Here is a 17,525-nt window from a genome sequence, read left to right as displayed (position 1 = left end):
TCTCCGTCACTTGGCTTTCCATACAGGCTGACGTTTCTGTGCGAACGCCAGCGGGCCTTCTTTGGCGTCCTCGGACTGCAGCAGGGTGACGAACTCGCGGTTGGTGCGCTTCCAGCCGTCCTTCTCGTCGGTCACCACGCCGTCGTCGGCGCCGTACGCCACCCGCTTGCTGGCCTGCACGGCCAGCGGCGCGTTGGACGTGATCCGTTCCGCCAGAGCCAGTGCCGCGTCGACGACGGTGCCGTCGGGGACCACCTGATTGATCAGGCCCCAGCGCAGCGCGTCCGCGGCCGTCATGGGCTCACCGGTGAACAGCAGTTCCAGCGCGACCTTGCGCGGCAGCTGCTCGACGATCCGGAACACGCCGCCGGCACCGGCGATCAGGCCCCGCTTCACTTCTGGCAGGCCGAATTTCGCGCTTTCCTCGGCGATCACGAGGTCGCTGGCCAACGCAAGTTCGGTGCCGCCACCCAGGGCGGTGCCGTTGACCGCCGCGATGGTGGGCTTGTCGATGAAGTGGCTGACGTAGCCGGCGAAGCCCCAGTCGGTGTGATCGGGGTGGAAGAGATTCTCACCGCGCGAGAGCGCCTTGAGATCCGCACCGGCACAGAACGATTTGTCGCCGGAGCCGGTGATCACCACGGCCCGGATTTCCGGGTCGTCCTGCGCGGCCTGCAGCGCGTCGCCGACGCCAACACTGACTGATTGGTTGACGGCATTGCGCGCATCGGGCCGGTTGATCGTGATCAGCAGGACGTTGCCGCGCCGCTCGGAGAGGGCGCCGGGTTCGGCGGACACCGAGGTCACAGCAGTTCCAGGATGGTTGCGTTGGCCTGACCGCCGCCCTCACACATGGTCTGGAAGCCGTACTGAATGTTGTTGTCCCGCATGTGGTGCAGCAGCGTGGTCATGATGCGGGCACCGGAGCCGCCGAGCGGGTGGCCGAGGGCGATGGCGCCGCCGTTCGGGTTCAGCCGGTTCTCGTCGGCGCCGATGTCCTTGAGCCAGGCCATCGGAACGGGCGCGAAGGCCTCGTTGACCTCGAACACGCCGATGTCACCCACGCTCAGGCCGGACTTGGCCAGCGCCTTCTGCGTGGCGGGGATCGGGGCGCTCAGCATCATCACCGGGTCGGCGCCGGCCAGCACGCCGGTGTGCAGGCGGGCAAGAGGCTTGAGCCCCAGCTCTTTTGCCTTCTCGGCGGACATGATCAGCAGCGCGGCCGAACCGTCGGAGATCTGCGACGAGTTGCCGGCGTGGATGACGCCGTCCTCCTTGAAGGCCGGCTTGATGGCGGCCATGGATTCGACGGTGCCGCCGCGGCGGATGCCGCCGTCTTCGGTGACGATATTGCCGTCCTGGTCCTTGATGGCGACGATCTGGTCCTTGAACGCACCGGCATCCTGTGCGGCAGCGGCCTTTTCGTGCGACCGCAACGAGAACTCGTCGAGTTGAGTGCGGGACAGGCCCCACTTCTCGGCCATCATCTCGGCGCCGGTGCCCTGGTTGGGGGTCTGGTCGTAACGGGCGCGGAACGCCTCGGGGTACGGGTGGCCACCGTTGGCGAGCGACGAGCCCATCGGGGTACGCGACATCGACTCGACACCGCCGGCGACGACGACGTCGTAGTGGCCGGCGACCACGCCGGCGGCGGCGAAGTGCACCGACTGCTGGCTGGAGCCGCACTGGCGGTCGACGGTGACACCGGGGACGGTCTCGGGCCAGCCGGCGGTCAGGACCGCGGTGCGGGCGATGTCGAGCGCCTGCTCGCCGGCCTGCATGACGCAGCCCCAGATCACGTCGTCAACGAGTGCCGGGTCGACGCCGGCGCGCTGCACCAGGGCGCCCAGCACCTGAGCCGAGAGTTCTGCCGGGTGCACACCCGACAGGGCGCCGTTGCGCTTCCCGATGGGCGAGCGGACCGCCTCGACGATGACTGCTTCAGCCACGGACTTCTCCTTCAACATGAATTGACACCCGTAAAGACCTGGTCATATGCGAACATAGAACAGAAGGTTTACTAGGTCAACCTACTAGTTGGTAGATCGGCGCCATTTCCGCGAATGACGGGGTCACGCCGCCTCACATGGTTTACTGAGTTGCCTAAGACGAGGCCAGCACAAACGGTTCAAGGAGGGCCCAGATGGCGCAGACTCCGCCGTTGTCGCCGATGATCGACCCACGTACTGTGCCATCCTCGGCCAGCGGCCCCATCCGCTCCCCCAAAACCGCGGAACTGGTGGCCGGCACCCTGCGCCGGATGGTCGTCGACGGTCAGCTCAAGGAAGGCGACTTCCTGCCCAACGAGGCCGAGCTGATGGCCCACTTCGGGGTCAGCCGCCCGACCCTGCGCGAAGCCGTTCGGGTCCTGGAATCCGAGCGCCTGGTCGAGGTACGCCGCGGGTCGCGCACCGGTGCCCGTGTCCGCGTCCCCGGACCCGAGATCGTCGCGCGCCCAGCGGGTCTGCTGCTGGAGCTGTCCGGCGCGACGATCGCCGACGTGACCACCGCGCGCGCCGGGATCGAACCGACCGTCGTGCGGCTGCTGACCGAGCAGGGCAACACCGCCACTTTCGACGAACTCGACACCATGCTGGCCGAGTACGTTCCGTCCGGGCTCGAGACGGGCCGCATGGCCGAGACCACCGGCGACTTCCACCAGCGCATGGTCGAGCTGTCGGGCAACGCGACGCTGGCCATCGTCGCCGGCATGCTGCACGAGATCACCGTCCGCCACATCGCGTTCGCGATGCGCGAGAACCGGCCGATGTCCAAGTCGGACTACGACATTCTGATGAAGTCCTACCGCCGACTCATGACGCTCATGCGCTCGGGCAACGCCGCGGCCGCCGAAGCGCACTGGCGCAAGCACCTCGACGTCGCGAACAGCCTGCTGTTCGCCGGCATGGAGGACCTCAAGGTCCGCGACGTCATGCGCTAGTCACGCCGTACACGGGGACATCGTCGGCCCACGGCTGGCGGGTCACCATGTCGCGCACCTTCACGTAGCCGCGCTCGAACTCGCCGGTGGCGGCGTCGACCAGGCGATACTGCTGCGTCTGTTGATGGATGGGCTGGGCATCGAGCATGACGATCCGCACCTCGCCCGGCTCGAAGTGGCACCGCTCCTGCAGCGCCGCGACGAGCTGTTCGTTCGACATGTGGCCGTCGCCGAAGTTCCAGCCGATGGCGGTCGAGACGATGCGCTCACCGTCGGTCAGGGTGTAGCCGTCCTCGTTCTGTCCGGCCATGGCGCGGTGCGCGAGCGTGAACAGCGCGCGGCCGTGGGTATTGAAGGCGCGGAACGCGTAGCCCATGTACAGGTACATCTGCGCGTTCTCGGGGCTGCCGTAGTACCGCTCCATCTGGGTCGCGGGCATGCTGGCGATCGCGACGATGTTCTTCTCGATCTTCTCCGACGCGGACGGTTTGATGCACCACAGCGACGTGTCCCAGTTGCCGGCGTAGTACCGCATGCCCGGCAGGAAAGAGACCTTGCGCGGGAACAGGTTTCCGATGACGACGGTGCCCGCGACGACCGCGAACAGCACCAGCGGCCACGGCGACGTCAGGTCTGTGATGCCGATGTCGGCGTGCCCGACGAACAGCGTCACGACGCAGAACATCATGAAGACGTTCCACTCCAGCGGCACACCCATGGGGATCGCGGACAGGATGCCGAAGTGGAAGCACAGCATGACGAACGCGGCGAGGTACGTCGGCCAGCCGCCGTGGCTGAAGAACAGCACCAGCGGCACCGCACCTTCGATGAGGGTGCTGAAGTGCGCCATGAAGCGCGACGGGCGACCGGGGCGCAGGTCGTCCGGGAAGTGTTCGAAGAACGCGCGCTTGATGAACTTCGGCCGCAGGACGGGGTTGTTGCTCATCATCGTGGAGATGACGAACGGGAAGTGGTGGTTGAGTTTCGACGTCGCGGCGCCCAGCCAGATCACCATGCACACGAGCTTGGCGGCGATGATCAGGTCGACACCGTAGCCGGCGAACAGGAAGGCGACGGTGAACGAGCCGTACACCTCGCCGCGGGCGGCCAGGAAGATGACCTTGTCGCGTAGGCCCGCCAGCGCCAGTACCCCGAGGATGGCCCAGATGTGCCACATCGGGAGCACGCCGACATGCGCGCCGGGCAGGACGGGACCGGTGCCGTCGGCGCACAGCGCGACGACGAGCAGGACCAGCAGCGCGGCGTAGAGCAGCACATCAACGGGGGTCCGGGCATCGCCGCGCGTCAGCGGGATGCGGCCGGGCCACGGTGGCAGACGAATGGTCTTCGGCCGCAGCCAATACAGGATCGAGCCCATCGGCGGGAAGAAGCGGTTGTTCAGTGGGCCGAATCCGCAGCCGAGGCCGATCACCTCGAACAGCATCGTGTAGAGCACGACCTTCTCGAACACGATCGGCTCGGTCCACCACGCGGCGACGTTCGTGAATCCGTCGATCCCCTTGGTGGACAACGCGATCAGCCAGCCACCCAGGATGTACAGGCCGATCTTGACGACGTAGAACAGGTGCAGCGCCACCGGGGTGCCGAAGCCCGTCTCGGCCCAGTGCCGGGCCATCGGGACGATCTTCTGCGCGCGGCTGCCCTTGTTCCACTCCTCGAAGTCGATGACAGGAGTGTCCTGCGTGAGAAAACCCATGCCCGTCAGACTAGAACGTGTTCTAGTCTGACGGAATCAGATCCCCTCAGTTCGTCCGGTAGCCAGGTCGCCGGCATTCGAGAAACCCGCGCCCCGGGCCGACGACAGGTGCTCAGGCCTTGGCGGGCGGACGGAAGAAGATCAGCAGCTGCCCGATGCCACCGGCCAGGCCCAGCACCACCGCGATGGCCAGACCGCACCAGCCGTGCAGCAGGTGATAGAAGCCGGTGTTGTGGAAGAGCAGGCAGTCCAGGCTGTAGCGGCCCGCACCGGTGCCCGCGATCGCCACGGCCGCGACGCCCAGCACCAGGTTGTACTCCCAGCCGGATTTCACGATGAAGAAGCCGTTTTCGCGGTGCACGGTCCATGCGGCCACCACCATCAGCGCCACGAACCCCGCGGCGGGGATCGGCGTCAGGAAGCCGGCAGCCAGGCCCAGGCCGGCCAGGATTTCGGTGCCGGCAGCCAGCCGGGCGTGCAGCATGCCGGGCTTCATGCCGATGCTGTCGAACCAGGCGGCCGTACCGGGGATGCGGCCGCCACCGAAGAACTTGTTGTATCCGTGCGCAGCCATCGTCAGACCGAGCACCACCCGCAGCAGCAGGATCGAGAACGCGTAAGCAGTCACGCGATGAATTTAGCCCCCGGCGTCCAGCACCGCAGACAACCGTTCCACATACGAATCGACATCCGGTAAGGCCGACGGGGACGCGTGCACGCTGATCGTGACGGTGTCCCCGATGCCGTGCACGCCGTGCGTCAGGCCCATCATCGGCGACAACGCCGGGCACGCGGTGGTCAACACCACCGGGCAGCCGCCGAATGTCAGATCGGCCGCGCCGCGGTGCACGCTCGACACCACGGTGTTGCCGGTGGCCGTCGTCGACCGCACGTGCGGATCGAATTGCTCAGTGCCCCAACGCAGCAGCCGGGCCGGCACCGCCGCGGTGGCGGCACCGCTCGCCGCGGCCGCGGGATGCTCGAACCGCTGCCGCCGCATGGCGAGTTCCGACTCGATGCGGGCCGCCCGCTCGTGGAAAGGCAAATCCGGGTGCAGGGCCACGCCGACGTTGCCGTAGTGGTTGTACGCCCGGCGGACCCCCGTCTTGGCCATCGGCACCTCGGCCCCGAGCGCGGTCACCCCGCCCAGCTCGGCCGCCAGCGCCTCGGAGATGGCCGCCAGCACGCCGACCGTCACCGTCGGCCCGGGCAGATCCGTACGGTGACGCACCACCGTCCGCATGGTGTCGGGGCCCGCCGGCGCGTTGTTGGTCGCCTGCACCGGCCACGAATCGGCCGGTGCGGCAACAGCACCCGACTCCGTGTCGTGCACGAGCCGGCGATGAGCAGCGCTGGCCCGCCACGCCAGGTACGGCAGCGCCCACGTCCCCAGCCGCGACTCGACCACCGCCGGCACCGGCTGGTCCCGGCCGAAGATCCGGCCCATGAGTGCCGTCGCGCGCCGCCCGTCGGCGAGGGCGTGCGACATCTGCACAACGGCGACGGTGCCCGGCCGTGTCGTCTCCGGTATCCAGTTGACGCCCGCGAAGACGTGCAGTCGCCATGCCCGCACGGTGGCGTCGAGCTGGTCACTGGCAGCCAGCGCGCACACGGCGCTCAGGCACCCGGACCACGTGCGGTCCCCGGGTTCGTGCACGACGATCTCGGGGACATCGCAGCGCACCCAGGACGGATAGCGCCAGGGACGCGAATCGTCGATGCGTACCAACAACTCTGGGCACGCCGCCACGTTGCGGCGGACCGCTGCCAGCGCGGCGTCCAGGTCAGCGGGCACACCGTCGAACCCGCACACCAGAAACATGTCGTTGGGGATTTTCGCCGACATCCAGAAACTCTGGGCGTCGGCCGCCGCCATCCGGGTCACGTCCACCACCCTGGGATTTGTGCACGAAAATCCGCGCCCACCGCGGAAAATCGTGCACAAATCACGACCATCACACCGGCTCGAACTTGGCGATCAGCCACTGGCCCCCCAGTCGTTCCAGGGTCACTCGCGCGCTGGTCGGGGTGCTGGTCGGCGGCTGGTCACCGACGCGAACCGTCTGGTTGACGAACACCAGCACCACGGCATGGTTCTCCTCGACCGAGACCGCGGCGGCGGCGGGCACCGACGTCGCCGCCGCGATGTGCCGCTGTTCGGCGCCGGGGATCACCGACTTGGTCAGTGTCGTGTACTCGTCCAGGAACGGTGTGGTGAGCAGCTTGCGTGCGTCCGTCAGTTGCTGACGGACCGTGTCCGGCTGGTACGACAGCAGGGTGACCGTGCCGTCGCTGGCCAGCTTGATCACGGCGGCCCGCTGGGCGTCATTGCTGTGCTTGGTGGTCAGATACCACAGTCCGCCGGCCGCGATCACGAGCACCAGGGCCAGCACCGGCAGGACCCGGTACGCCGTCACCCGCGCCCACTCGATGCCACCGACCCGGTGCGGGTTCACTTGCCGCACAGCAGCATTGGGCGCCGCCGACTCCGTCTCGACCGCCTCGGCCACATCCTGTTCCGGCTCCGTCGACTCGACCTCCGCGTCGGCCGGCTCATCAGGTTCGTCCATCTCGTGCTTGCTCATTGGATCGACTCCACCTTCGACGCCTTGACGCTGTCGCCCACCTTCTGCATCGTCAACCGCACGCGCCAGTAGCGGTCGCGTTGCGGTGGCCCACTGCCGACCTCGGTGTGCACCTTGACCGCGACCAGGACCACACCAGTGGTGTCGTTCGCCGACTCCACGCCGGCCTCGGTGACCGTGCCGACCGACGCCGACTGCTGCTGTTTCACCGAGTCCACCACAGCCACCGAACGCTGTTTGAAGTCGTCGAAATAGGCGCCGGTCGAGGTGTCCAGCGCCCGCTTGATGTCGTCGTCGACGTGCCGGTAGTCGATGGTCGTGAGATTCACCGCAACCTGTTTACCGGCGGTCAGGTACATGTCGTGCAGGGCGTCGTCGCGACGCAATTGCAGCTCACGCTGACCGAGCCAGGCCACCAACGCGCCCAGCGCACCCACCACCAGCACGCCCACGACCAAGGCCGCGAACACCCGGTTATCCCGTTGGGGTGCAGCATGTTTCAGGAAAGCGAGGGCTTCCTCATCGGAAACGGCCGGGGTGTCGTCGTCGGCATCCGGGGTCACGTCCGGGGCGCCCGCGTCGTCGTCGTCCACCTCGTCTGGATTCCTGTGCCGCCCGTGCTCGTCAGCCATATGCCTTCCTCTCGCCGCACGCCCGGCCGGGCGGCGACACCTCGGCCGAGTCTAGAGACCGCGGGGTGACCAGGGTCATGTTCGGTTCAGTTAGCACAGCTCGGTAACGTGCAGGAGAAGTGACGAGAGGATTCCCAGTGAGCACCGACGAACGCACTTCCCCGGCCGATGGCGGCAGCAATGCACAGACGGTGCGATTCCGCGGTATCGACGAACTGACCCTGGTCGCCGACGAGTGGAACCGCGACGCGGACACCGCCGCGGACAAGCCCACCATCCTGATGTTGCACGGCGGCGGCCAGAACCGGCATTCCTGGAAGAACACCGGCCAGATTCTCGCGAACGCCGGCTTCCACGTCGTCGCACTGGACAGCCGCGGGCACGGTGACAGCGACCGTTCCCCCACGGCGAACTACTCACTGGAGACGCTGACCGGCGACACGCTGCAGGTGATCTATCAGATCGGCCGGCCGGTAGCCCTGATCGGCGCCAGCATGGGCGGCCTGACCAGCCTGCCCGTCGCGCACGAAGCCGGTCCCGAACTGGTGACCAAACTGGTCCTGGTCGACGTCGTGCCGCGGTTCGAGAAGAGCGGCAGCGCGCGAATTCGCGACTTCATGTTCAGCGGCATCGACGGCTTCGCCTCGCTGGAAGAGGCCGCCGACGCCGTCGCGGCGTACCTGCCGCACCGCACCCGGCCGCGCAGCGTCGAGGGACTCAAGAAGAACCTGCGGCTGCACGACGGCAAGTGGTTCTGGCACTGGGACCCGGCATTCCTCACCGCGCCCGGCGACGACCCGTTCGAGCGCGCCGAGATGCTCGAGCACGCGGCGATCAGCCTCGAGATCCCGATCCTGCTGATCCGCGGCAAGCTCTCCGACGTCGTCAGCACCGAAGGCGTGCAGGACTTTCTGCAGAAGGTGCCGGGCGCGCAGTTCGTCGAGCTGTCCGACGCCGGGCACACCGCCGCAGGCGACGACAACGACGCGTTCACCGACGCGGTGGTGCAGTTCGTCCGTCAATGACCCGATCGCGGCCCGTCGCCTCGATACTTGAGCGGTGACGGTATCGACGATCTCGCTGATCGCCAGCTGTGTGCTCGCCGTGGTGGTCGTCGTCGAGACCATCGCGTTGCGGGTAACGCGAGGCCGGCTGCGGGCCGCGCGGCAGGAGATCGCGGAGTTGCGCGCGCCGTCCGAGCCCCGCACGAATCTGCTTCTGGCCGGCGGCCGCGCGGCGGTGAAGACGATGTGGCAGACCGCCAACCTCATCAACAAAGAGGGCTTCGGCGGTGCGATGTGGTCGTCGATCGAGGAGCTCGCCGGCTGGGCCGAGGTCGAGCGGCCGGACCTGGCCAAGCTGGCGCCGACGGGCCGCGTGGCGATCATGTTCTCCGACATTGAAGGGTCCACGGCGCTCAACGAGCGCATGGGTGACCGAGCCTGGGTGCGGCTGATCGATCATCACGACAAGCTGGTCGGCCGGTGTGTCAAGAAGCAGTCGGGGTTGGTCGTGAAGAGTCAGGGCGACGGTTTCATGATCGCCTTCGCCGAGCCCGAGCAGGCCGTGCGCTGCAGCATCGACATGCAGCAGCAGTTGGCGAAGGCGCCCGGCGGCGTCCGGGTCCGCATCGGGATTCACACCGGCAAGTCGGTGCGCCGCGGCGATGACCTGTTCGGGCGCAACGTCGCCATGGCGGCGCGGGTGGCGAGCCAGGCCGACGGCGGTGAAGTGCTCGTGAGCAAGGCCGTCCGAGATACCTTGTCCGCCTCGGCTTCCTGCGCGGACATCACTTTCGACAGCGGCCGGGTGGCGGAGCTGAAGGGCTTCACCGGGGACCATCGGCTCTATGCCGTGGGCTGGCTCCCGCCGGATTCGGCCAGCCGCTGATGCAACCGGGCGCGAATATCGTCGGCCGTGTATGACTCGCGCTTGCGCTGATCGCGCGCGACCAACACGCCACCGGCGACCACGCCCGCGACACCGGCCAGGCCAACCCACTTCCACACGCCACGCATGCAGTGATTATGGACGAGCGAAGCGCCGGGGAATGTCTAAGCTGCCCAGATGACTGGAAACGCGGTGACAGTGGAGCGGGCGCTGGCCGAGACCCGGACGGGCGACATCTGGTTGTTCCGTGGGGCTTCCAAGCCCGACCGCGCCATTCAGACGCTCACCAACGCCCCCGTGAACCACGTCGGCATGACGGTCGCCATCGACGACCTGCCGCCGCTGATCTGGCACGCCGAACTCGGCGACAAACTCGAATGCCTGTGGAGCGGCAGTCATCACCGCGGTGTGCAACTCAACGATCTGCGCGCCGCCGTCGAGCGGTGGGTGTACGTGTACGGACAGCGGTGCTGGCTGCGCCAGCTCACGCCGTATGCCACCCGCCAGCAGGAAGACCTGGCCCTGAAAGTGGTGGCCCGCATGGACGGCACGGCGTTTCCCACCACCGCCCGGTTGACGGGTCGGTGGTTCCGCGGGCGGGCGCCGGTGATCAGCGACTACACACGCGGAATTCCCTTGGTGCACCGCAAGGTTCGCGAATCCGCCGAGCGCGACAAGAACCGCCGGCGGTCGGCCGGGCTCGAGACCGCCTACTGCGCGGAGACGGTGGCCATCACCTACGAGGAAATGGGTCTGCTGGTCACCGAGAAACGCGAGAACTATTTCGATCCGGGGTCGTTCTGGAGTGGTGATTCGCTGTCGTTGACGCCGGGCTACCACTTGGGCGACGAGATCGAAATCCTGGCCTGACATGTCCGCCCGGAAAGCCGGCCAATAAACTCAATCGCCGTCAATGAAGTCAATAGGCGACTAGCATTTGTGCGCAAATTCCCAGCAAACGGGCAGCTCACAGGAGGCGGCATGCGAAAGAAAATCGCGCTGGTTGCACCATGGATTGCAGCGGCCGCGATCGGCGGCGCCGTAAGTCTCGCTCCGATGGCGGGAGCCGACCCGGACCCCGACGTCCCCTACGGCGGTGACGAATTCGACCTGCCGCAGCAGGGCCCGAACCCGTACGACTTCGGGTTCCACGAGTCGAATCACGACGAGAAGGACACCTCCGCCGGCGCCACCGACGTGCCGTACTGATCCGCCTGATCGTCGACGATCAGGCGTACTGATCGCCGGCGATCTCCAGCAGCCGCTTCGGGTGCATGCCGTCCACCTGCCCGATGAAGGGCGGGTGAATGCTGTAGCCGAGCATGCGGCGTATGTCTTCCGATACCCGGCGGACGGTGTCGCGGGTCATCGACAACGTGAATGCCTCCTGAGGCCGGAGCCACGGCTCGCAGTATTGGGCGGTGACCGCCAGCCGCGGAAGGTCGGTGCGGTTCGCCCCGCCGCCGTGCCACAGCGTGCCGGGGAAGAACACACACGACCCGGCGCTCATCACGACGGGCTTGCGCTCGACGTCGTCGCCGGGCAACCGGTCACCCCAGAGCTGGCTGCCGGGCACCACATCGGTGGCGCCGTTGTCGGCGGTGAAATCGTCGATGGCCCAGATGGTCGCCGCGCCCAACGCGGCGCGGGGCCGCGGCAGCGGGTAGAAGCCGTCGTCGGTGTGCAGCATCTGCGCCTGTTCCCCCGGCAGGATGTTGATCACCTGGAGCATCGACAGCAGATAGTTGGGCAGGAACATCCGGTCCAGCAGTGCGAGCACGCGCGGGTGGTCGGCGATGACGTCGCACGCCGCGGTCTTGTTGAGCACGCTGTAGATGCGCTGCGTCGACCGTCCCTCAAAACCGTTGCGGCCGTGTCGATCCAGCATCGGCGTCACGGCGGCGCGGATCTCGTCCAGCTGGGTCGCACTGAGCAGATCGGGCAGGATCACGTAGCCGTCGCGCGTCATCGTGGCGAGATCGGCATCGACGATCGCGGGGTCGACGGTCGCGCCGCTGCTTTCGGTCCGGCGATAGGTGCCGGCCAGGTCGCCGCTCAAGTCCGCCAGCGATGACACTTCAGTGCTCATTGCTCCACTCCCGCCGAAACATAACCAAGTTCTGTTATGTTTTGGACTATGGCACGTGCCCCGATCGGACGTCAACAACTTCTGACCGCCGCGCGCGACGAACTGGTGCGCGGCAACGGCGTGCTCGAACTGAGCGCACTGACCCGCCGGGCGCAGCTCAGCACCGGCGCCCTCTATCACCACTTCGGTTCCAAAAGTGGGCTTCTCGCAGCGGTTTACGACGACTTCTATCACGGGCTGCGCCATGCCATCGCCGACGTGCACCTACCCGTCGACGCCGACTGGGGAGTCCGGGAGCGCGAGCGCACCCGCCGTTTCGTCGTCTACCACTTCGACGATGAGCTGGCGCCGATCCTGCTCGGCCGCGCGACGCTGGACCCCGAACTCGCCGAACTCGAAGCGGTTCATCTGCAGACGATGAGCGAGGCAGCGGCCGACAACATCCGCCGCGGGCAGCACGACGGTGACTTGCCCGACGACATCGACGCGGACAGCGCCGGGGCGTTCGTCATCGGCGGACTGCGGCACAGCATCGCCCAACAGCTCCGGGCCACACCGCGTGCCGATCCCGATCTTGCCGCCGAACGGCTCTGGCATCTGGTCGCCGCGACACTCGGCATTTCGTGACGGGATCAGACGGTGCCGCGCGCCGCCCACGCCGTGGCCGTCACGGTGAACGGTCCGTCGCCAAGACGTTCGCGCGCAACGGTTTTCAGCATGCCGCGCCTCTCGTCATCGAGGCGCTGGACGTAGTCCCCGGCCGGTCCGACACCGAACGTGTACGGCTCCCACCACTCCTCGAAGCTCGGGTGCAGCACGTCGATGGCGATGGCATCCTCTGTCACGTTGCGTAGCCCGGCGGCGTCGAAGATCTCGGTGAGGTGGCCTCTGTGCGCGCCAGATAGCAACGCCTCGTCCTGTGCGTCGGGGTCGATCACGTGGACGGCGTCCCAGAACGGTGCCAGCGCACCCGTCGGGCCGTCCCACGCGCACGCCGCGACGACGCCCCCGGGCCGGGTCATCCGCGCCATCTGCCCGATGCCGGCGACGGGATCGGTCATGAAATGCACCACCAGTTGGGCGAGCGCGGCGTCGAAAGTCGCAGTGTCGTAAGGCAGTTCCTCAGCGGTCCCGAGGCGGGCGTCGAGCCCGGGGAACCGCGCCTGGATCGCATCGACGAACGGCGGCGACGGATCGATGGCCGCAACCTCGGCGCCCGTCGCCAGCAGCCGCGCTGTCAGCGCGCCGGGTCCGCTGCCGACGTCGAGCACCTTCGCTCCGGCCGTGATCCCGGCGAAGGCGGCGAAGACGTCCGCGAGCGGCTCGGCGTATCGGCCCATGTAGCGGCCGTACGCGTCCGGCGAGACGACGAAGCTCACCAGCAGATGCTATGCCGCATATCAGCTACTACGCCCCGAATTTGGCCTTGGCATCGTCTCTCACCGGGCGTGAAGAGGTTGACGAGGTTGCCGTCGGGATCGCGGAACAACAGCGACCGGTTACCCCACGGCATCGTGGTGGGCTCGGTGACGACCTCGTCCAACCGGCTTCGCAGCCGTTCGTACTCCGCGTCGACGTCATCCACGATGAACTCGATGATGGTGCTCCGGTTGGCCGCCGGCTCGGCGGAACCCGCCCCGAACAAGGGCACGGTCTTGTCGCTGCCGATCGCCAAAGTGCCCACCGGCGTGGGGATCTCCGCGAACAGTTCATTGGCCCAGACCGCCTCGGCCCCGGTCACCAATTCATAGAAGCCGACCAGGCTCGGGACGTCGGCGGTGATGATGCGGGTGGAAACAAGCTTCATGCTGCGCACGATATCGGCGACCACCGACATTGATTGTGTTCAACCCGTTCGGGCGAGGATGACCTTGCTCGTTCGCCGCTGGTGATGACCCTCCCACCGACTGACGCCCTGCTGGGTTGTCTTCGACTTGATCTGTCTCACCAGCGACGCGCGAGCAAGCGTTGCCCCGAGAGCCCAGCGGGGCGGACATGACCTAATCAGGAGCCTGGCCGTTCCTCATCAATGTCTTGTCTGCCCGCCCCGCAGGGTTGTCACCCACCCGCACGGTTCATTACTACGGAGAGGACACCACCATCGTGACATCCCCACGCCGAGTCGTCATCGGCGCCGACACCCATCTGGACACCATCCACGTCGCCGCCATCACCGACACCGGCCAACCGCTCGGCGACGCCGAATTCCGCACCAACCCCACCGGCTACTGGGCCGCGATCTGCTGGGCCCGCAGCTTTGGTGACATCGTGACCGCAGGAGTCGAGGGCACCAGCAGCTACGGCGCCGGACTCACACAAGCATTGCAGGCCAACGCTATTCACGTCGTTGAAGTCAACCGACCCGACCGGGCAGCCAGGCGCAGGCAAGGAAAATCCGACCCGCTCGATGCCTACAGTGCCGCCCGCGCCGCGCTGGCCAGCAACAGCCCAGCCGTCCCCAAAGACCCCCACACCAATGCACTCAAAGCCCTGCTGACCGCCCGTCGCGGCGCCGTCAAAGCCCGCACCGCAGCCATCCAGCAGATCAAGGACCTCCTCGTCACCGCTCCCGCCGAGATACGCGAGCGCTACCGCGGCTACACCACCACGCTGACGCTCGTGGCCGCGCTGTCCAGATGCCGACCCGCTACACACAACGATCCCGTCACGGTCTCAGTACTGACGGCCTGCAAAACACTGGCCCGCCGCGTCACCTTCCTGCAAGATCAGGCCGACGAAATCACTGCTGAGCTCGACACCCTCACTGCTGCATTCAATCCTGCACTCCGGGCCGCCCACGGCGTCGGCCCGGACACCGCCGCTCAACTGATCATCACCGCCGGCACCAACCCCCAACGGCTCCGCAGCGAAGCCTCCTTTGCGATGCTCACCGGTGTCGCTCCCATCCCGGCCTCGTCCGGGAAACCAGCCGCCACCGACTCTCCCGCGGCGGCGACCGCGCCGCCAACAACGCCCTGTACCGCATCGCCCTGGTCCGCATGGCCCACGACCAACGCACCCGCGACTACGTCACCCGCCAGACCGCCGCCGGCCGGTCCAAAAAAGAGATCCTGCGGATGCTCAAACGCGCTATCGCCCGCGAGATGTTCAAACACCTCACCGCACCCAGCCCGATCGACGACTACAGCGACCTCCGCCCGGCTCGTCGAGCCACAAACATCACTCTCACCGCCGTCGCCGACCACTTCGGCGTATGGCCCAACGACATCTCCCGCCTCGAACGCGGCCTCAAACGCGACGACACCCTCGCCGCTACCTACCGCCAATGGTTAAACACCCAGCTCAACCACGCCGCTTGACTATTAACAGAAATAGGAGCATCAAGCTCGCCTCGTCGAGCGCTTCCCGCGGTCGCCCGCCAAGCGCATGATTGATCCACAGAGGGAGGGGAGTGCCGCGGTGCCGAACCAATGGTCGGGAGTGACGATCGACTGTGTCGACCCGGTCCGGATGTCGACGTTCTGGGGACACCTTCTCGGCATCGAGCCCTCATACGAGCACGGCGACGACCCGGGCTGGGCGCCCTGGTGGTCTCCCACGACGTGCTGGTCCACTCGATGGGCCAGGGTTGGGGCTTCGCGTCGCCGCTCGACATCGCTCGCCGCGTCCGCGAGGGCACCATGCCGCCGCCGCCAACCTGGATGCGCCGCCGTATCGGCGGTTAGAAAACCTGTTCGGCCGCTCACCGTCCCGGCGGTCGCCAGCCCGGCTCGCCGATGCGCGTTTTCACATTGCAGATATAGCAGCTACGCGCGAAACGTGTGCAATACTAAAGTCGCGTCCAGTTCGATCCACGCTCCCGGACGCGGATACAGGAGACGCCTTCATGGTTCCGAGTTCCCCCACCAATGCTCTCGGCCCGCACGCGAAAACAGTCCGTGACGCGCTGGTCGAGGTCATACGGTCTCGACATAATCGCTTCGCAGACGCTCATCAAGTCGCGGGCACTCGATACTCGATGGCCTTCGGAAGTCAGTGGCGTGACCTGCTGGACGACACCAATGATGCGCTGACGGGGCGCGGCTTCCAGTCGCAGAAGCTCACTCCGGCTGGCTACAGATCCCGGTGGTCAACGATTGCCTGGTGTACGTGTGGCGGGTCCCCGGCTCTGCGGATGCGGTCAGCTTCTTCGCTTCGAGTCCGACGCGGAAGAATGGCTTCTCCGCTTCTCCCCCGCCGCCGATGTTGTTCGATCCCGTCCTGGTGGACGAGGGCCGGGCTGACGACGACGATCCTCCGGGCGGCGAACTCGGTCACACGTTGCGGGCAGCAGGCGACAAGATGCCGGTGGTGCTGGTGATGGTTGAATCGTCGCCGTGGCAGTTGCAGTCGATAAGTTGGGGCGTCGCCGTTCTGGACGAAGCCACCGGCAAGGTCGAAGTTCGTGGGCTCGAGTCGATCTGGGAGCCCACCTCCGACACCGATCGCGATACGTCGAGTGCGGACTCGTTCGACAGCGGCACGCCCGAGGGTCCCTCGGTCGAGCCGCGGCCGCAGGAGCGCCCGAGCACGGATGACTGATGATCCGCCAAGCTTGTTCGACTGGCCCGAGGCCGGTCAAACGCATGGTCGATTCGACCCAGCGCGGCTGACCCAGGCCCGTGTGCGCCTTGCGATAAGCAAGACGGACCTCGCCGCAGAAGTGGGCGTTTCGCCTGCCGCGATCGGCCAGTACGAGGCGGGCGTTAACTCGCCGCGTCCTGACGTTATCGATCGAATGGCGAAGGCCTTGAGGGTGCGACCGGGGTTCTTCGGGGTGGGCCGCCCTCTCGCCCGTATGGATACCGTCCATGCGCATTTTCGGAGCTTGAGATCCGCTCGCGCGAGCGACCGTCAACGAGCAGTCGCGACGGCAACACTGATGTGGGAACTGACCTTCGCGCTTGAGAGGTACGTCAAGCTGCCGGTACCGGACCTACCGCAAATTGAGCCTGGCACCGCGCCTGCGGACGCCGCTGCGATGCTGCGCAGGCACTGGAACCTCCCCGATGGGCCGGTGAAGCACTTGGTAGCCACCGTGGAATCTCACGGCATCGTGGTAGCAGTGCGTCCGCTAGGCGAGATCGATGCGGTCGACGCCTTCTCGGTAGTGATCGTGGACCGTCCTATCATCATCACAACGCCCCGGCGCAGCGAGAACGTCTTCGGACATCGATTTTCGATCGCTCACGAGGTCGGCCACTTGCTCCTTCACGGAGACTCCGGCGAGTCGAGCCAGGCGGTGGAGCGTGAGGCAGACGAGTTTGCTGCGGCATTTCTAACCCCTGCCGCGTCTATGGACGCGGTACTGCCCGAGAGGCTCGATCTACCGGCCCTGCATCGACTGGGTCGAACGTGGGGTGTTTCGCCAAAGTCGTTGGTCCGTCGGATGGTGGAGCGGCATCGCACGACTGATTCGTCCGCACGGCGGGCCTACCAACGATTGGCCATGACGTACGACCCGTCGGCGGACCCCACCAGCGCGTACCCCGGTGAGGTAGCAACGCTTCTGCGGAAGGGCGTCGAGCTGGCTGGTCAGCACGGCGCGGGCGTACCCGTTCTCGCGGATGTCCTCAAGATCAGCCCTGGGCAGCTGCGCGACCTCCTGGGAGAGGAAGATCAGCGCCCGGTTCTGCGCCTCGTCAAAGACGAGTGACGCTCGGGAGCGGTC

At 66.8% G+C, this 17,525-nt stretch carries 18 protein-coding genes and 2 pseudogenes; 10 read left to right on the top strand and 10 right to left on the bottom strand.

The genetic code is table 11. From position 1 onward, the window contains the following. Positions 1-6: 6 nt before the first annotated feature. Positions 7-807, bottom strand: a complete 801-nt coding sequence (locus ACJEIK_RS05635) for a crotonase/enoyl-CoA hydratase family protein (protein ID WP_318986257.1) — start codon at positions 805-807, stop codon at positions 7-9. Then, entirely contained in the window at positions 804-1,949 is a 1,146-nt protein-coding gene (locus tag ACJEIK_RS05630; RefSeq protein ID WP_409431166.1) for a thiolase family protein, read from the bottom strand. Before ACJEIK_RS05630 ends, ACJEIK_RS05635 begins: the two co-directional genes overlap by 4 nt. Positions 1,950-2,143: 194 nt before the next feature. Between ACJEIK_RS05630 and ACJEIK_RS05625 the strand changes: the two genes are divergently transcribed. Continuing rightward, complete coding sequence (locus ACJEIK_RS05625; RefSeq protein WP_061001193.1) at positions 2,144-2,941, top strand: FadR/GntR family transcriptional regulator; 798 nt, start codon at positions 2,144-2,146, stop codon at positions 2,939-2,941. Here ACJEIK_RS05625 and ACJEIK_RS05620 read toward each other — a convergent pair. From ACJEIK_RS05620 to ACJEIK_RS05600, 5 genes are all read right to left on the bottom strand, one after another. Further along, complete coding sequence (locus ACJEIK_RS05620; RefSeq protein WP_061001192.1) at positions 2,931-4,658, bottom strand: DUF3556 domain-containing protein; 1,728 nt, start codon at positions 4,656-4,658, stop codon at positions 2,931-2,933. The genes ACJEIK_RS05625 and ACJEIK_RS05620 overlap by 11 nt on opposite strands. Before the next feature lie 112 nt (positions 4,659-4,770). Then, positions 4,771-5,232: a DoxX family protein gene (locus ACJEIK_RS05615; RefSeq protein WP_409431652.1), complete on the bottom strand. Its 462-nt coding sequence runs from the start codon at positions 5,230-5,232 to the stop codon at positions 4,771-4,773. Between the two features lie 63 nt (positions 5,233-5,295). Next, entirely contained in the window at positions 5,296-6,534 is a 1,239-nt protein-coding gene (locus ACJEIK_RS05610; RefSeq protein ID WP_409431651.1) for a WS/DGAT domain-containing protein, read from the bottom strand. A gap of 79 nt (positions 6,535-6,613) precedes the next feature. After that, positions 6,614-7,243: a hypothetical protein gene (locus ACJEIK_RS05605; protein WP_061001190.1), complete on the bottom strand. Its 630-nt coding sequence runs from the start codon at positions 7,241-7,243 to the stop codon at positions 6,614-6,616. After that, positions 7,240-7,875 (bottom strand): Mce protein, encoded by a 636-nt coding sequence (locus tag ACJEIK_RS05600; RefSeq protein WP_409431165.1) that lies wholly within the window; start codon positions 7,873-7,875, stop codon positions 7,240-7,242. Before ACJEIK_RS05600 ends, ACJEIK_RS05605 begins: the two co-directional genes overlap by 4 nt. A gap of 137 nt (positions 7,876-8,012) precedes the next feature. On the opposite strand from ACJEIK_RS05600, the gene ACJEIK_RS05595 reads away from it, so the two are divergent. From ACJEIK_RS05595 to ACJEIK_RS05580, 4 genes are all read left to right on the top strand, one after another. Further along, positions 8,013-8,900, top strand: coding sequence for an alpha/beta fold hydrolase (locus ACJEIK_RS05595; RefSeq protein WP_409431164.1), 888 nt, complete (start codon positions 8,013-8,015; stop codon positions 8,898-8,900). 34 nt (positions 8,901-8,934) lie between these two features. Further along, a complete protein-coding gene (locus ACJEIK_RS05590; protein ID WP_409431163.1) occupies positions 8,935-9,765 on the top strand; it encodes an adenylate/guanylate cyclase domain-containing protein in 831 nt (276 codons plus the stop codon). Positions 9,766-9,942: 177 nt separating this feature from the next. Next, on the top strand, positions 9,943-10,635 hold the full coding sequence (locus tag ACJEIK_RS05585) for a guanylate cyclase (RefSeq protein WP_267324817.1): 693 nt from the start codon (positions 9,943-9,945) through the stop codon (positions 10,633-10,635). A gap of 111 nt (positions 10,636-10,746) precedes the next feature. Further along, positions 10,747-10,974 (top strand): hypothetical protein, encoded by a 228-nt coding sequence (locus ACJEIK_RS05580; RefSeq protein ID WP_135356691.1) that lies wholly within the window; start codon positions 10,747-10,749, stop codon positions 10,972-10,974. A gap of 19 nt (positions 10,975-10,993) precedes the next feature. Here the strand turns inward: ACJEIK_RS05580 and ACJEIK_RS05575 are convergent, their stop codons facing one another. Then, positions 10,994-11,854 (bottom strand): phytanoyl-CoA dioxygenase family protein, encoded by an 861-nt coding sequence (locus tag ACJEIK_RS05575; protein WP_409431162.1) that lies wholly within the window; start codon positions 11,852-11,854, stop codon positions 10,994-10,996. Positions 11,855-11,902: 48 nt separating this feature from the next. Between ACJEIK_RS05575 and ACJEIK_RS05570 the strand changes: the two genes are divergently transcribed. Next, complete coding sequence (locus ACJEIK_RS05570; protein WP_346415183.1) at positions 11,903-12,481, top strand: TetR/AcrR family transcriptional regulator; 579 nt, start codon at positions 11,903-11,905, stop codon at positions 12,479-12,481. A gap of 5 nt (positions 12,482-12,486) precedes the next feature. On the opposite strand, the gene ACJEIK_RS05565 is transcribed toward ACJEIK_RS05570, so the two are convergent. Then, positions 12,487-13,233, bottom strand: a complete 747-nt coding sequence (locus ACJEIK_RS05565; protein ID WP_064858224.1) for a class I SAM-dependent methyltransferase — start codon at positions 13,231-13,233, stop codon at positions 12,487-12,489. 28 nt (positions 13,234-13,261) lie between these two features. Beyond that, positions 13,262-13,661, bottom strand: a pseudogene (locus ACJEIK_RS05560) (VOC family protein). Between the two features lie 296 nt (positions 13,662-13,957). Between ACJEIK_RS05560 and ACJEIK_RS05555 the strand changes: the two are divergent. From ACJEIK_RS05555 to ACJEIK_RS05540, 4 genes and pseudogenes are all read left to right on the top strand, one after another. After that, positions 13,958-15,174 (top strand): annotated as a pseudogene (locus ACJEIK_RS05555) (IS110 family transposase). A gap of 228 nt (positions 15,175-15,402) precedes the next feature. Further along, positions 15,403-15,540 (top strand): hypothetical protein, encoded by a 138-nt coding sequence (locus ACJEIK_RS05550; RefSeq protein ID WP_163692738.1) that lies wholly within the window; start codon positions 15,403-15,405, stop codon positions 15,538-15,540. Positions 15,541-16,057: 517 nt separating this feature from the next. Then, on the top strand, positions 16,058-16,396 hold the full coding sequence (locus ACJEIK_RS05545) for a hypothetical protein (RefSeq protein WP_409431161.1): 339 nt from the start codon (positions 16,058-16,060) through the stop codon (positions 16,394-16,396). Further along, on the top strand, positions 16,389-17,510 hold the full coding sequence (locus tag ACJEIK_RS05540) for an XRE family transcriptional regulator (RefSeq protein WP_073697082.1): 1,122 nt from the start codon (positions 16,389-16,391) through the stop codon (positions 17,508-17,510). The genes ACJEIK_RS05545 and ACJEIK_RS05540 overlap by 8 nt, the downstream gene beginning before the upstream one ends. Positions 17,511-17,525 lie beyond the last annotated feature (15 nt).

It is taken from the genome of Mycobacterium sp. SMC-16, assembly GCF_046250085.1.
GTDB lineage: Bacteria > Actinomycetota > Actinomycetes > Mycobacteriales > Mycobacteriaceae > Mycobacterium > Mycobacterium phocaicum.
Note: the sequence above shows the minus strand (reverse complement) of the source record. Positions and strands in the feature narration are given on the sequence as shown.